This window comes from Streptomyces sp. NBC_01429 (assembly GCF_036231945.1).
Lineage (GTDB): Bacteria > Actinomycetota > Actinomycetes > Streptomycetales > Streptomycetaceae > Streptomyces.
Map to the genome: position 1 here is coordinate 5,955,625 of NZ_CP109599.1, position 13,788 is coordinate 5,969,412.

Sequence of the window (13,788 nt, forward strand, 5' to 3'; positions counted from 1 at the left end):
CCCGCCGATGACCTTGTGGTCTTCGACGGGGCGCCACTTTGTGTGCGCGGGGCGGTCGTTGGCCGCTCCGTGGTCGCCCGGCTACTGTCTGCTGCGCGCGGCCCCCGGCCAGCGGTCCGCCCGTCGGGCGGCAGGGGGCAACTCAGCGCGTACAGCGGAAGGGAGTTCGGCTTCCCGTGGTGTCCCATCGCCGTCCCACACAGTCAGGACCGGGCATCGGTGCCCGCGTCAGCGCCGTCACGGTCGTGTCCGCAGCGGCGGCCACGGCGGCGGCAACGCTCGGCGCCTCCCCGGCGGGAGCCGAGCCGCAGCGGCGGCCCGAGGTCACCCGCGCCACGGTCGACCAGCTCTTCGCCGACGCCGAGAAGGCCACCGAGCGCTACAACTCGGCGGACGAGCGGGCCCGCAAGCTGCGCGGCCTCGTGGAGCAGGCCCAGGACCGCGCGGCGCGCGGCCAGGAAGCCGTCAACAAGATGCGCGGAGCGCTCGGTTCGCTCGCCCTCGCCCAGTACCGCTCGGGCGGCCTGGACCCGGCGCTCTCCCTGCTGCTCTCCTCCGACCCCGACAGCTACCTCGACCGGGCCGCCGTCCTCGAACGGGTCGGCGTGCGCCAGTCCGGCGCCCTGCGCGAACTGGAGCAGGCACAGCGGACGCTGGGGCGGGTACGGTCCGAGGCCGCCCGCGACCTCACCGAGCTGGAGCGCAGCAGAGCCGCGGTCGCCCGCCACAAACGCGCCGTCGAGGGCAAGCTCGCCGAGGCGCGCCGGGTGCTCGCCACCCTGCCCACCACCGAGCGTGCCGGCTACGGGCGCTCCTCGCGCTCGGACCGCGACGCGATGGGGAGCCCGCTCTTCGGCGGCCCCGGTGGCGCGGCCTCCTCGGCGCGGGCCGCCGCCGCCGTGCGCGCCGCCCAGAACGCGGTGGGGCGGCCCTACGTGTGGGGCGCCAACGGGCCCTCCGGCTTCGACTGTTCGGGGCTGACCCAGTGGTCGTACGCACAGGCGGGCGTCGGGCTGCCGCGCACCTCCCAGGCCCAGCGGTACGCGGGCCGGCAGGTCCCGCTCTCCCAGGCGCTCCCCGGTGACCTCGTCGCGTACCGCGCCGACGCCAGCCACATCGCCATGTACGTGGGCAACGGGCAGGTCATCCACGCCCCCTACCCCGGCGCCCCGGTGCGCTACGACCCCGTCGGCATGATGCCCGTCTCGTCGGTCACCCGCGTCTGAGGGACGGTCGGGACCGGCCCCGCGCGACGGCCCGTACGATCAGCCGCATGGCGGGCCGGAGGGAACACAGCGCGGCGGCGCGGTCGCGGCGGCGCGCCGGGCGCCGGGCCGTCCTGTCCGCGCTCGCCCTCCTGCTGCTGCCGGGCACCGGCTGCGCCGCCCCGGCGAAGGACCCCCGCACCGCCACCGCCACCGCTGCCGCCGCCGGGATCGGGCGGGTCCTCGACCGCCGGGCCGCGGCTCTCGCCGACCGCGACGAACCGGCCTACCTCGCCGTCCTCGACCCGGCGTCCAGCGCTCTGCGGGCCTCCGCGCGCGCGGAGTTCGCGAACCTCGCCGAGGCGCCCATCGGCTCCTGGGCGTACCGCCTCACCAGCGTCGAACGCGCCGGCGACCACGCCACCGTACGGGCCGAGCTGCGCTACCGGATCACCGGCTACGACAGCGCGCCGGTCTCCACGCCCCGCGCGATGCGGCTCACCGAGCACGACGGCCACTGGTACGTCACCGAGGACGAGCCGGGCCCGGGCGGCGCCCGGCAGCTCTGGCAGCAGGGCGCGGTACGGGCCGTACGCGGCGAGCACAGCCTGGTCCTCGGCGTCGGCCAGGACGAGCGTCTGCTGCGCCGGATCGCGGCCACCGCCGATCTCGCCGTACCCGCCGTCGACGACGCCTGGCCGGGCCGCTGGGCCCGCCGGGTCGTCCTGCTCGTACCGGGCTCGCTGGCGGACATGGCGGCGCTGCTGGGCGAGTCCGCCGACGCCTACCGGTCCATCGCCGCGGTCACCACCGGCGAGACGGGCGGCTCGGGCGCCTCGCCCGCCGACCGGGTCATCGTGAACCCCGAGGCGTACGCGCCGCTGGGCGACTTCGGACAGCGCGTCGTCCTCACCCACGAGACCACCCATGTCGCGACCCGCGCCGCGACCTCCGCCGCCACCCCGGTCTGGCTCTCCGAGGGCTTCGCCGACCTCGTCGCTTACCGGGGCACCGGCCGCTCCGCCGGGCAGATCGCCCCCGAACTCCAGCGGGCCGTCCGCCGGGGCGAGGCCCCCGAGTCCCTGCCGTCCGACGCGGACTTCGCCTTCGCCGGTGACGCCGACCGGCTGGCCAGGGCGTACGAGAGCGGCTGGCTGGCCTGCGAGATGATCGCCGAGCGGTGGGGCGAGCGGAAGCTGACCGACTTCTACCGCGCGGTGGGCGCGCACGGCCACCGCAAGGGCGCGGTGGCGACGGCGGCGCACGATGTCCTGGCCACCACGCAGGAGGCCCTCACCGAGCGCTGGCGCGCTTTCGTACGGCAGCGGCTCGGCTGATCAGCCCCGCCCCGTCCGCCGGCCGCTCCCGGCGGGGGACCGTCCCGCGCCACAGGACACGGCAGGCGGTCAGCGCAGCGGCGACCAGCAGCCCGTTGCGCGTGAACAGCAGCGCGACCCCCACCGGTTCGCCCGCCACCACCCGGTCGAACATCAGCGGGAACTCCAGCTGCGTCACCGCAGTCGCGGCCAGCACCAGCCCGGCGGGCAGCACCATACGGCTGCCCCGCAGCGTCAGACAGACGGCCGCGAGGCCGACCAGCCAGAGCAGATACTGCGGGCTGATCACCCGGCTCGTGGCGGTGAACAGCAGCACGGCGGCGAACGCCGCGTCGTACACCGTGGCCGCTGCCATGTCGCGCGCCCGCAGCCGCCACACCAGCAGCCAGCCGAAGGCCAGCACCGCCAGCGCCAGCGCCGCCCGGCTGACCAGCGGGACGTACGGGCCGGCGAACTCCACCGAGCCGTAGCTGAACAGCACGCTGCCCTCCCAGCCGAAGTGCCGCGCCACCTGGAAGACCAGCGCGCCCAGCGACTCGACCTCCGTACCCCGGTCGCGCTGGTACGTGAGGAACTCCAGCGCGCCGGGCAGCGCCGCCCAGCACAGCGCCGTCACCGCGAACCCGGTGACCGCGGCGGCCGTCCACGACCGCCGGGTCGCCCGGCCGCGCGGGGTGCCCGCCAGCAGCAGCACCGGCCACACCTTCAGCAGCGCGCCGAACCCGGCGAGCACCCCCATCAGCCTCGGCCGCGCGGCGCCCGCGAGCAGCGCGCCCACCGCGACCGCCGTCACCATCAGGTCGTACCGCGCGTACGAGGTCGTGCCGAGCAGCGGCACCCCCACGACCCACACCCACGCGCCCCGCACCGACCGCGCCTCGCCCCGGCCCGCGCGCAGCAGCAGCCCGAGGACCACCGCGTCGCACAGGCACACCAGCACGAAGAACGCGGACGCGTAGCCGAGGAAGGGCAGCGCTGCGGGGGAGACGATCGCCAGCGCGGCGCCGGGCGGATACTGCCAGGTCACGTCGGAGAGCGGGTAGGTGCCGGTGCGCAGCACCTCGTACCAGCCCCGGTAGATCACCGACACGTCGCTGGTCACATCGGGGCCCGGCAGGGTCACGACCTTGAAGACGCAGAGCAGCAGCGCGGCCCTGGTCAGAGCCCAGAGCGCGATCGCGCCCCCGGCCGCGGTGCGTGTGCTGTGCCCGGCCGCCATGATCACCTGTCTCCGCGTCGTCCTCCGGTCGGCGCCTGTCACTATGCCGGGCGAGGCTGTGCGGGAGCCATGAGGCAGGGCCGGGGGCCGCCCGGTACTGTCGGCCGGGATGCGCAAGACACTGATCGTCACCAACGACTTCCCGCCCCGGCCGGGGGGCATCCAGGCGTTTCTGCACAACATGGCGCTGCGTCTGGACCCCGACCGGCTCGTCGTCTACGCCTCCACCTGGAAGCGCGGCCGGGAAGGCGCCGAGGCGACCGCCGCGTTCGACGCCGAGCAGCCCTTCACCGTCGTGCGCGACCGTACGACGATGCTGCTGCCGACCCCGCGCGTCACCCGGCGGGCCGCCGGGCTGCTGCGGGAACACGGCTGTGAGTCCGTCTGGTTCGGCGCCGCGGCCCCGCTCGGCCTGATGGGGCCCGCGCTGCGCCGGGCGGGCGCGCGGCGCCTCGTCGCCACCACACACGGTCACGAGGCGGGGTGGGCGCAGCTGCCGGGCGCGCGGCAGCTGCTGCGGCGCATCGGCGAGTCCACCGACACGATCACCTACCTCGGCGAGTACACGCGCTCGCGCATCGCGTCCGCGCTCACGCCGTCGGCCGCCGCGCGGATGGTCCAACTGCCGCCGGGCGTGAACGAGAAGACCTTCCACCCCGGCTCCGGCGGCGACGCCGTCCGCGCCGCGCTGGGGCTGGCCGGCCGGCCCGTCGTCGTGTGCGTCTCCCGGCTCGTCCCGCGCAAGGGCCAGGACACGCTGATCCGCGCCATGCCCGCGATCCTGGCCCGGGTCCCGGACGCGGTGCTGCTCGTCGTGGGCGGCGGCCCGTACGAGGACGAGCTGCGCAAGCTCGCCGCAGCGACCGGGGTCACCGGCTCCGTACGGTTCACCGGCGCCGTCCCCTGGTCGGAGCTGCCCGCCCACTTCGGCGCAGGCGACGTCTTCGCCATGCCCTGCCGTACGCGCCGGGGCGGCCTCGACGTCGAGGGCCTCGGCATCGTCTACCTGGAGGCGTCCGCCACCGGCCTCCCGGTAGTGGCGGGCGACTCCGGCGGCGCGCCGGACGCCGTGCTCGACGGCGAGAGCGGCTGGGTGGTGCGCGGGGGGCCGCCGGGCGTCGCGTCGGCGGAGTCGGCCGAGCGGATCGTGACGCTGCTCCAGGACGCCGCGCTGCGGAAGCGGATGGGGGAGCGGGGGCGGGAGTGGGTCGAGGAGAAGTGGCGCTGGGACCTGCTGGCGCAGCGGCTGCGGGAGCTGCTGTAGCGGGCGCGGGGCGCGGGCCTCAGCGCTGGTACAGCGCCTCGATCTCCTCCGCGAAGTCCTTCGCCACCACGTTCCGCTTCAGCTTCAGCGACGGCGTGATGTGCCCCGCCTCCTCCGTGAACTGGGCCGTCAGCACCCGGAACTTGCGTACGGACTCGGCCTTGGACACCGCCGCGTTGCCCTCGTCCACCGCCCGCTGCACCTCCGCCAGCAGGTCGGGGTCGAGCCGTAGCTCCGCCGCCGTCGAGCCGGCGGCCTTGCCGTGGTCGGCCGCCCAGCGGGTGAGGAACTCCTCGTCCAGCGTGATCAGCGCGCCCACGAAGGGGCGGCCGTCGCCGACGACCATGCACTCCGCCACCAGGGCGTGCCCCCTGATGCGGTCCTCGATGACGGCCGGGGCGACGTTCTTCCCGCCCGCGGTGACGAGGATCTCCTTCTTGCGGCCCGTGATGGCGAGATAGCCGTCCTCGTCCAGCGTGCCGATGTCGCCGGTGTGGAACCAGCCGTCGGCCAGCGCCTCCGCACTGGCCTCCGGGTTGTTCCAGTAGCCCGTGAACAGGTGCTCGCCGTGCAGCAGCACCTCGCCGTCGTCGGCGATCCGGACGACCGAGCCGGGCAGCGGCTGGCCGACCGTGCCGATCTTCTGCCGGTCCCAGGGGTTGAAGGCGGTGGCCGCGCAGGACTCGGTCAGGCCGTACCCCTCCAGCACCGTGAAGCCGATGCCCCGGAAGAAATGGCCCAGCCGCTCACCGAGCGGGGCGCCGCCGGAGATCGCGTACTCGCCGCGGCCGCCGAGCACCGCGCGCAGCTTGCCGTACACCAGCTTGTCGAAGACCTTGTGGCGGATCCGCAGGCCCAGGGAGGGGCCGCCCGGGGTGGACAGGGCGCGGCTGTAGGCGATGGCCGTGTGCGCGGCCCGGTCGAAGATCGCGCCCTTGCCGTCGGCCTGTGCCTTGGCGCGCGCCCCGTTGTAGACCTTCTCGAAGACGCGGGGGACACCGAGGATCAGCGTCGGCCGGAACGCGGCCAGCTCCTCGGTCAGGTTCTTGATGTCCGGTACGCAGCCCAGCTTGATGGGGGCCATCACCGCCGCCACCTCGACCAGCCGTCCGAAGACGTGCGCGGCCGGGAGGAAGAGCAGGACGGAGCACTCGCCGGTGCGGAAGAGGGGCTTGAGGCGCTCGACCGCGTTGCCGCACTCCGCGAAGAAGCTGCGGTGGGTCAGCACACAGCCCTTGGGGCGGCCGGTGGTGCCCGAGGTGTAGACGATGGTCGCCGGATCGTCGGCGCGGGCGCTGGTGGCGCGCGCGTCGACCGTCTCCTCGGTGATGTCCGCGCCGGCCGCGACCAGCTCCTCGACGCCGCCCTTGTCGATCTGCCAGACGTCCCGCAGACCGGGCAGCCCGTCGCGTACGGACTCGACGGTGGCGGCGTGGTCGCCGCTCTCGACGATCGCCGCGACCGCGCCCGAGTCGCCGAGGATCCAGCGCACCTGCTCGGCCGAGCTGGTCTCGTACACCGGGACGGTGACGCCGCCCGCGCTCCAGATCGCGAAGTCGAGCAGCACCCACTCGAAGCGGGTGCGCGACATCAGGGCGACCCGGTCGCCCGGCTCGACGCCCGCCGCGATGAGCCCCTTGGCCGCTGCCCGTACCTCGGCGAGGAACCGGGTCGCGGTGACGTCCGTCCAGACGCCGTCCACCTTGCGTGACAGGACCGCCACCTCGGGATGCTGAGCGGCGTTGCGGCGGATGAGATCGGTCAGATTGCCGTCCGAGGGGACCTCGTACAGGGCCGGAAGGCTGAACTCGCGCAAGACTGCTGCTCCTCATCGGGCGCCGGCGCCACGGCTCTGTGCGCGCCGGCTGCGGTCCAAGACGGGCAGGTGCTCGGCGGGGCGAGCACGACTGGACTGCCCGGACGTTACCCATCGGTACTCACCCACCGATAGGGGGTCCCGGCCGATGTTCCCTGCGTCACACGTAATTGACGGTACCTCGCGCACAGTAGTCCACGCCCCTGAACACCGGTACGGAAGCGCAGGTCCGGCCCCCACTACCGGGTGCGCCGACCGGGTCCTAGGGTGAATGGCATGCGAGTCAACGTGGTCAGTGATGTGCACGGGAACGCGCGGGATCTGGCCACGGCCGGGGACGGCGCCGACGCCCTGATCTGTCTCGGCGATCTCGTGCTCTTCCTGGACTACGCGGACCACGCGCGCGGCATCTTCCCCGACCTCTTCGGCGCCGCCAACGCCGACCGGTTCGTGGAACTGCGCACCGCCCGCCGCTTCGAGGAGGCCCACGCGTTCGGGCGCGAGCTGTGGGACGGACTCGACGTCGCACCGGCCACCGCCATCGAGCGGGCCGTACGGAGCCAGTACGCCGAACTCTTCGGAGCCCTCCCCACTCCGACGTACGCGACCTACGGCAATGTCGACATCCCCGGCCTCTGGGCGGAGTACGCCGGACCCGGCACCACCGTGCTCGACGGGGAACGGGTGGAGCTGGGCGGCCGGGTCTTCGGCTTCGTCGGCGGCGGACTGCGCACGCCCATGCGCACGCCGTACGAGATCTCCGACGAGGAGTACGCCGCCAAGGTCGAGGCGCTCGGCGAGGTCGACGTGCTCTGCTCGCACGTACCGCCGGACGTGCCCGAGCTGACGTACGACACCGTCGCCCGCCGCTTCGAGCGCGGCAGCCGCGCCCTGCTGGACGCCCTGCGCCGGACGAAGCCGCGCTACGCGCTGTTCGGCCACGTCCACCAGCCGCTGGCCCGCCGGATGCGGATCGGCGCCACGGAGTGCGTCAACGTCGGGCACTTCGCCTCGACCGGGCGGCCCTGGACCATGGAGTGGTGAGCGGCCCCGGCCGCGAGCGGTGACCGATACCGGGCAGAGCGGACCGGCGCGGTCGCGATAGCCTGCACACCGCGCACCCACAGGGACCCGAAAGGCACGGCGATGGCGGAACACACCAGTTCGAGCATCACGATCGAGGCGGCACCGGCCGACGTCATGGGCGTGATCGCCGACTTCGCCCGCTACCCGGACTGGACCGGCGAGGTGAAGGAGGCCGAGGTACTGGCCACCGACGACCGGGGCCGCGCCGAGCAGGTCAGGCTGGTGCTGGACGCCGGAGCGATCAAGGACGACCACACCCTCGCGTACACCTGGACCGGCGACGACGAGGTCAGCTGGACGCTCGTCAAGTCCCAGATGCTGCGCGCCCTGGACGGCTCGTACCACCTCGCGCCCGTCGCCGGAGGCACCGAGGTCACCTACCGGCTCACCGTCGACGTCAAGATCCCCATGCTCGGCATGATCAAGCGCAAGGCGGAGAAGGTCATCATCGACCGCGCCCTCGCCGGTCTCAAGAAGCGCGTCGAAGCCGGTACGGGAGCCTGACCCCCATGCGTACGGTCCTCGTCACCGGCCCCGGCGGCTCGGGCCGTACCACCGTCGCCGCCGCCACCGCCCTGGCCGCCGCCCGTGACGGCGGGCGCGCCCTGCTGATCTCCGGCGGCTCCCTGGACGGCCCGCTCGGCGTCGCGCCCGGCCCGGAGCCCGTCGAGGCCGAGCCCGGCCTGTGGGCCGCCGGCATCGACTCGGGGGAGCACTTCCGCACCGAGACCCTCGCCCTCCAGGAGCGCCTCTCCGCCGGACTCGACCTGCTCGGCGCCCGCCCGCTGGCCGCCGAGGAGATCACCGAACTGCCCGGCGGCGAACAGTCCGCCCTGCTCCACGCGTTGCGCCGGGCCGCCGAGGGCCGCTGGGACGTGGTCGTCGTCGACCTGCCCCCGCTGCGCGACGCCCTCGCCCTGCTCGCCCTGCCCGAGCAGCTGCGCCGCTATCTGCGCCGCCTGCTGCCCCAGGAACGCCAGGCCGCCCGCGCGCTGCGCCCGATGATGGCCCAGCTCGCCGGGATACCCATGCCCGCGCGGTGGCTCTACGAGACCGCCACCCGCTGGGACGAGGGGCTCGCCGCCGTACAGGCGCTGATCGAGGCCCCCGGGACGACCGTACGGCTGGTCGCCGAGCCCGGCCCCGCCGCGGCCGAGGCGCTGCGCTCCGCCCGTACCGCGCTCGCGCTGTACGGCCTGCGCGCCGACACCGTCGTGGCCAACCGGGTACTGCCCCCGGACGCCGGGGCCTGGCTGACCACGCTCGTCGCCCAGCAGCGCAAGTGCCTGGACGAGTGGTCCGAGGAGTGGCCGGCCACCCACGAGACCGCCCACCTGGGCCGGGACCCCCGCGGGGCCGACGATCTCGCGCTCCTCGGCGCCGCCGCCGTCGGCGAGGGCGCCGCCCGCGTGCCGTGGCCGGTCGAGGACCGGCTCACCGAGGAGAACCTCCTCGTCTGGTGCGTACCGCTGCCGGGCGCGGTCAAGAGCGAGCTGGGCCTGGTGCGCCGCGACGACGAACTCCTGCTCAGCGTGGGCCCGTTCCGCCGCACGGTGCCGCTGCCCTCGGCGCTGCGCCGCTGCACGGTCACCGGCGCCGCTCTCACGGACGGGGTGCTGCGGGTCCGGTTCACGCCCGATCCCGCGCTGTGGCCGCGCACGCCCTGAACGACTTCACGCCGTTCGGGTACCGTCGAAGGTGAGCACCCCCTTCCCCTGCCCATGGCGGAAGGACCGGCACCCGATGCGGGAGTACCCCATGAGCGAAGCCACCGAGCGTCCCGACGCCGACGCGTGGGCGACGGCGTGTGCCGAGGACCTGGAGGCGGAGAAGGCGCGCCGCCGCGCGGCCTACGGTCCGCCGCCCGGCTCCGCCGCCGAGGAGCTGCGCAAGCTGGTCGACGCCGTCGCCGACAAGGTCTCGTCCCTCCAGAACCCGCTGTTCGGGATGGCGGCGCAGGGCGCCGTCCAGCAGTTCATCCACCAGGCCAAGGCGGCCGTCGAGCCCGTCATCGAGCGCAACCCCGACGTCTTCGACCACCTCGCCGCCGCCGGCGGTGAACTCCTCGCCGCCTACCGCTCCGCAGTCGAGGGCCAGGAGGCCCGCTGGACCCGGGACGACGCCCCGGCGCCCACGGCGGAGACCAGGAAGTCCGAGGATCCGTCGGACCCCAGGGGCGATTCCGCGGACCGCCCCGGGAACAACGGCGACGGCAAGGACGAAGGACCCGCTTCCGACGGCCACATCGACCTGGACTGACCGGTCGGGCGCGCGCCCTCGGGTACGGTTGGCCCCAGCGGGGCTCGACCGAAAACTGAGGGACACATGGGACTCACCATCGGCGTCGACATCGGCGGCACGAAGATCGCGGCCGGCGTGGTCGACGAAGAGGGCACCATCCTGGAGACACACAAGGTGCCCACCCCGTCGACCGCCGAAGGCATCGTCGACGCGATCTGCGCGGCCGTCTCCGGCGCGGGCGAGGGGCACCGGATCGAGGCCGTCGGCATCGGCGCCGCCGGCTACGTGGACGACAAGCGCGCGACCGTCCTCTTCGCGCCGAACATCAACTGGCGGCACGAACCGCTCAAGGACAAGGTCGAGCAGCGGGTCGGGCTGCCGGTCGTCGTGGAGAACGACGCGAACGCGGCGGCCTGGGGCGAGTACAAGTTCGGCGCGGGCCAGGGCCACGAGGACGTCATCTGCATCACCCTCGGCACCGGGCTCGGCGGCGGCATCATCATCGGCAACAAGCTGCGGCGCGGACGCTTCGGAGTGGCCGCCGAGTTCGGGCACATCCGGGTCGTGCCGGACGGACTGCTGTGCGGCTGCGGCAGCCAGGGCTGCTGGGAGCAGTACGCGTCGGGGCGTGCCCTCGTCCGGTACGCCAGGCAGCGCGCCAACGCGACGCCCGAGAACGCGAAGGTCCTGCTCGGCCTCGGCGACGGCACACCGGAGGGCATCGAGGGGCGGCACATCAGCGCCGCGGCCCGCTCGGGCGACCCGGTGGCCATCGACTCCTTCCGGGAGCTGGCCCGTTGGGCGGGCGCGGGCCTGGCCGACCTGGCCTCGCTCTTCGACCCGTCCGCGTTCATCGTGGGCGGCGGCGTCTCGGACGAGGGCGAGCTGGTCCTCGACCCGATCCGCAAGTCGTTCCGCCGCTGGCTGATCGGTGGCGAGTGGCGTCCGCACGCCCAGGTGCTCGCGGCCCAACTGGGCGGCGAGGCAGGGCTGGTCGGCGCGGCCGACCTCGCCAGGCAGGGCTGACAGCAGTACCGCGCAGAGTGCCGCGCCCGCCGTGTCCGTCAGGGGATACGGCGGGCGCGGCCGTGCCGGGCGGGCGGTGGGTGTCGGCACGTACCGCCCGGGGGGAGGGCCTAGATTGACCCCATGGCGATGCCCACGCTGCCCGACTCCGCTACCGGGCCGGACGGTTCGGCCCTGATCCGGGTGCTCAGCTACAACATCCGCTCCATGCGGGACGACCGGGCGGCGCTGGCGCGGGTGATCAGCGCCTGCGCCCCCGATCTGGTCCTCGTCCAGGAGGCGCCGCGCTTCTTCCGCTGGCGCAAGCACGCCGCCTGGCTCGCCGCGCACACCGGCCTCGTGGTCCTCGGCGGCGGCGCCCCCGCCACCGGACCGCTGCTGCTCTGCTCGCCGCGCGTCGCGGTCGAGCGGACCGAGGACATCCTGCTGCCCCACACCCCCGGACTGCACCGGCGCGGCTTCGCGACGGCGGTCGTACGGATCGGCGGCGCCCGCTTCGGGGTGCTCAGCTGCCATCTGAGCCTCCAGGCGGCGGAACGCCACACCCAGGCCGGGGCGCTGCTGGAGCGGCTGGCGGCCATGGACGTGCCGTACGCCGTCGCCGCCGGTGACCTCAACGACCGGCCCACCGGCCGGAGTTTCCGGCTGCTCGCCGGGGCGCTGCGGGACTGCTGGACCGTCAGGCCCTGGGGGGACGAGTACACCTCGACGCCCGCCGATCCCCGGCAGCGCATCGACGCGGTCTTCGTCACCGAGGGGATCGAGGTCCTCGGCTGCGGTGTGCCGCGCGGGCTGCCCGGCGTCACCGAGGACGATCTGCGGGCGGCCACCGATCACCTTCCGGTGCTGGCCGCCCTGCGCGTACCCGTTTCCTGACCACGCCCAGGCCCGCCGTGCGGCGGGCCGCCCGGGGCGGCCGTCAGACGACCGCGCCGCGCCCCGGGTCGTCGCTCTCGTCGTCGTCCTCGTGCATCCGGGCCACCAGGGTGGCGAAGCCGCCCAGGAAGCCGCCGATACAGACGGTCGTCAGCCACCAGGTCATCTCCCACTGGAGCAGCACAGCGACCAGCATCAGCACCGGACCGCCGACCACCGCGAGCCACGCGAACCTGGTGGTCACGTCGCTCTCCGGCAGCGGAGGCGGCTCCGGCGGGACGAAATGGCCCTCGTCGCCCTCGTCGAAGTCCTTCTCGCTCGGCTCGGCCAGCCGGTAGTCGCGCGGACCGCCGACGCCGGGCGCGAACACCACGGAACCGCCCAGCGCGGCCTTCGGGGCATCGGGGCCGGCGGCGTCCGTGTCCTCGGCGGTGCCGGAGGCGGTGCCGTCGGAGGCGGAGGCGGCGGTGTCGGAAACGCCCGGAGCGGAAACGGCGGACCCGGAAGCGGCGGGACCCGGGTCCGCGGTCCGCTCCCCCTCCGGCGGCGCGGGTCTCTCCGCTCCCTCCGCCGCCTTCTCCGGGTCCTTGACGAAGTCCTTCAGGGGATCCTTCCCGGGATCCTTCGCGAGGTCCTTCGGCTCCTTCTCCGGAGGCTTGCGCTCGCTGTTGCGCTCGCCCTCCAGCAGCGCCAGATCCTCCACGGACTTGAACGGCTTGGCGCCCGGCGGATCCGCCGGCTCCTCGCCGTACCCCGCGACGATCGCGGCCCAGGCCGCGTCCTCGTCGATCGGCTGCGGCTCACGGTCCGCGTTGTGCTCAGCCACCGGTGGTGCTCCCCTTCTTCCCGACAGTCGGAGCGAGCCGGCCGATGAACGCGAGACTCTCCTCGAAAATCCGCTCCGCGTCATGGTCCAACGTCGCGACGTGGTAGCTCTGTTCCAGCAGAACCTCACGGACATCCACCGACGAGACCCGGCCCAGGATCCGGGCGGAGTCCGCGGGCGGCACCACATGGTCCACGGCGCTGTGCAGCAGCAGCAGCGGCTGGGTGACCTGCGGCAGCGCGGCGTCCACCAGCCGGAAGAAGTCGCGCAGCGAGTGCGCGGAGTGCAGCGGCACCCGGTCGTAACCCAGCTCCGCGTTCCCCTCCTTGGCGATGTCGCTCGCCAGTCCCTTCGTCGACGGCACCAGATGGCGCAGGACCGGCAGCGCGTACGCGGCGGCCCCGTGCACCTTTATCCCCGGATTGACCACCACGACCCCGCTGACCGCGCGCCCGTGCTTGGCGGCCAGCCGCAGCGCCAGCGCCCCGCCCATCGAGAGCCCGAGGACGAAGACCTGGGAGCACCGCTCCAGCAGCTCCCGCAACGCCCGGTCCACCTCGGCGTACCAGTCCTGCCAGCCGGTGATCCGCAGGTCCTGCCAGCGCGTGCCGTGGCCGGGAAGCAGCGGCAGCGCGACCGTCAGCCCGCGCTCGGCCAGATACTCGGCCCAGGGACGCATCGACTGGGGGGATCCGGTGAATCCGTGACAGAGAAGGACACCGACCTCCCCGCCCTCGTGGCGGTACGGCTCGGCTCCAGGCAGGACCGGCACGGGGTCTCCTGTTCGTGAGTCTCGGAAGATGTACTTCACCGTACGCGACCGGACCGACACCGACCAGGTCCGTCGGGCACCCATGAAGGGGAGCCCGGGGCCCCCACGGGTTAAGGTCTG

Annotated in this window: 13 protein-coding genes; 9 read left to right on the plus strand and 4 right to left on the minus strand. The window is 74.2% G+C overall.

What is annotated here, in order from left to right; genetic code table 11:
• The first annotated feature begins 176 nt into the window (after positions 1–176).
• Together OG627_RS26195 and OG627_RS26200 are read left to right on the plus strand one after the other, a co-directional pair.
• A complete protein-coding gene (locus tag OG627_RS26195; RefSeq protein ID WP_329069094.1) occupies positions 177–1,226 on the plus strand; it encodes a C40 family peptidase in 1,050 nt (349 codons plus the stop codon).
• A 47-nt stretch (positions 1,227–1,273) separates the two neighbouring features.
• Positions 1,274–2,542, plus strand: a complete 1,269-nt coding sequence (locus tag OG627_RS26200; protein WP_329069096.1) for a hypothetical protein — start codon at positions 1,274–1,276, stop codon at positions 2,540–2,542.
• On the opposite strand, the gene OG627_RS26205 is transcribed toward OG627_RS26200, so the two are convergent.
• Entirely contained in the window at positions 2,499–3,761 is a 1,263-nt protein-coding gene (locus OG627_RS26205) for a glycosyltransferase family 87 protein (protein WP_329069099.1), read from the minus strand. The genes OG627_RS26200 and OG627_RS26205 overlap by 44 nt on opposite strands.
• A gap of 109 nt (positions 3,762–3,870) precedes the next feature.
• Here OG627_RS26205 and OG627_RS26210 point away from each other — a divergent pair, with 109 nt between their 5' ends.
• The gene (locus tag OG627_RS26210) at positions 3,871–5,025 is read left to right on the plus strand and encodes a glycosyltransferase family 4 protein (protein WP_329069101.1); all 1,155 of its coding nucleotides are present in this window, start codon (positions 3,871–3,873) and stop codon (positions 5,023–5,025) included.
• A gap of 19 nt (positions 5,026–5,044) precedes the next feature.
• On the opposite strand, the gene OG627_RS26215 is transcribed toward OG627_RS26210, so the two are convergent.
• Entirely contained in the window at positions 5,045–6,841 is a 1,797-nt protein-coding gene (locus tag OG627_RS26215) for an AMP-dependent synthetase/ligase (RefSeq protein WP_329069103.1), read from the minus strand.
• Between the two features lie 276 nt (positions 6,842–7,117).
• On the opposite strand from OG627_RS26215, the gene OG627_RS26220 reads away from it, so the two are divergent.
• The 6 genes from OG627_RS26220 (at position 7,118) to OG627_RS26245 (ending at position 12,070) form a co-directional block, all read left to right on the plus strand.
• Positions 7,118–7,885, plus strand: coding sequence for a metallophosphoesterase family protein (locus tag OG627_RS26220; protein WP_329069105.1), 768 nt, complete (start codon positions 7,118–7,120; stop codon positions 7,883–7,885).
• A gap of 102 nt (positions 7,886–7,987) precedes the next feature.
• Positions 7,988–8,431: an SRPBCC family protein gene (locus tag OG627_RS26225; protein ID WP_329069107.1), complete on the plus strand. Its 444-nt coding sequence runs from the start codon at positions 7,988–7,990 to the stop codon at positions 8,429–8,431.
• A gap of 5 nt (positions 8,432–8,436) precedes the next feature.
• Positions 8,437–9,594: an ArsA family ATPase gene (locus OG627_RS26230; protein ID WP_329069109.1), complete on the plus strand. Its 1,158-nt coding sequence runs from the start codon at positions 8,437–8,439 to the stop codon at positions 9,592–9,594.
• Positions 9,595–9,685: 91 nt separating this feature from the next.
• On the plus strand, positions 9,686–10,186 hold the full coding sequence (locus OG627_RS26235) for a DUF5304 domain-containing protein (RefSeq protein ID WP_329069110.1): 501 nt from the start codon (positions 9,686–9,688) through the stop codon (positions 10,184–10,186).
• A gap of 66 nt (positions 10,187–10,252) precedes the next feature.
• Positions 10,253–11,194, plus strand: a complete 942-nt coding sequence (locus OG627_RS26240) for an ROK family glucokinase (protein ID WP_329069112.1) — start codon at positions 10,253–10,255, stop codon at positions 11,192–11,194.
• 123 nt (positions 11,195–11,317) lie between these two features.
• Positions 11,318–12,070 carry an endonuclease/exonuclease/phosphatase family protein gene (locus OG627_RS26245; protein ID WP_329069114.1) on the plus strand — a complete coding sequence of 251 codons (753 nt, stop codon included), beginning with the start codon at positions 11,318–11,320 and terminating at the stop codon, positions 12,068–12,070.
• Between the two features lie 43 nt (positions 12,071–12,113).
• Here the strand turns inward: OG627_RS26245 and OG627_RS26250 are convergent, their stop codons facing one another.
• Positions 12,114–12,896, minus strand: coding sequence for a hypothetical protein (locus OG627_RS26250; RefSeq protein ID WP_329069116.1), 783 nt, complete (start codon positions 12,894–12,896; stop codon positions 12,114–12,116).
• Positions 12,889–13,668: an alpha/beta hydrolase gene (locus OG627_RS26255; RefSeq protein ID WP_329069118.1), complete on the minus strand. Its 780-nt coding sequence runs from the start codon at positions 13,666–13,668 to the stop codon at positions 12,889–12,891. The genes OG627_RS26250 and OG627_RS26255 overlap by 8 nt, the downstream gene beginning before the upstream one ends.
• Positions 13,669–13,788: the final 120 nt, after the last annotated feature.

Bases quoted from the DNA above. Each gene is read 5' to 3' on its own strand.
- OG627_RS26235 (WP_329069110.1), top strand. From the start codon at position 9,686: ATGAGCGAAGCCACCGAGCGTCCCGACGCCGACGCGTGGGCGACGGCG.
- OG627_RS26200 (WP_329069096.1), top strand. From the start codon at position 1,274: ATGGCGGGCCGGAGGGAACACAGCGCGGCGGCGCGGTCGCGGCGGCGC.
- OG627_RS26240 (WP_329069112.1), top strand. From the start codon at position 10,253: ATGGGACTCACCATCGGCGTCGACATCGGCGGCACGAAGATCGCGGCC.
- OG627_RS26205 (WP_329069099.1), bottom strand. From the start codon at position 3,761: ATGGCGGCCGGGCACAGCACACGCACCGCGGCCGGGGGCGCGATCGCG.
- OG627_RS26225 (WP_329069107.1), top strand. From the start codon at position 7,988: ATGGCGGAACACACCAGTTCGAGCATCACGATCGAGGCGGCACCGGCC.
- OG627_RS26230 (WP_329069109.1), top strand. From the start codon at position 8,437: ATGCGTACGGTCCTCGTCACCGGCCCCGGCGGCTCGGGCCGTACCACC.
- OG627_RS26245 (WP_329069114.1), top strand. From the start codon at position 11,318: ATGGCGATGCCCACGCTGCCCGACTCCGCTACCGGGCCGGACGGTTCG.
- OG627_RS26210 (WP_329069101.1), top strand. From the start codon at position 3,871: ATGCGCAAGACACTGATCGTCACCAACGACTTCCCGCCCCGGCCGGGG.
- OG627_RS26220 (WP_329069105.1), top strand. From the start codon at position 7,118: ATGCGAGTCAACGTGGTCAGTGATGTGCACGGGAACGCGCGGGATCTG.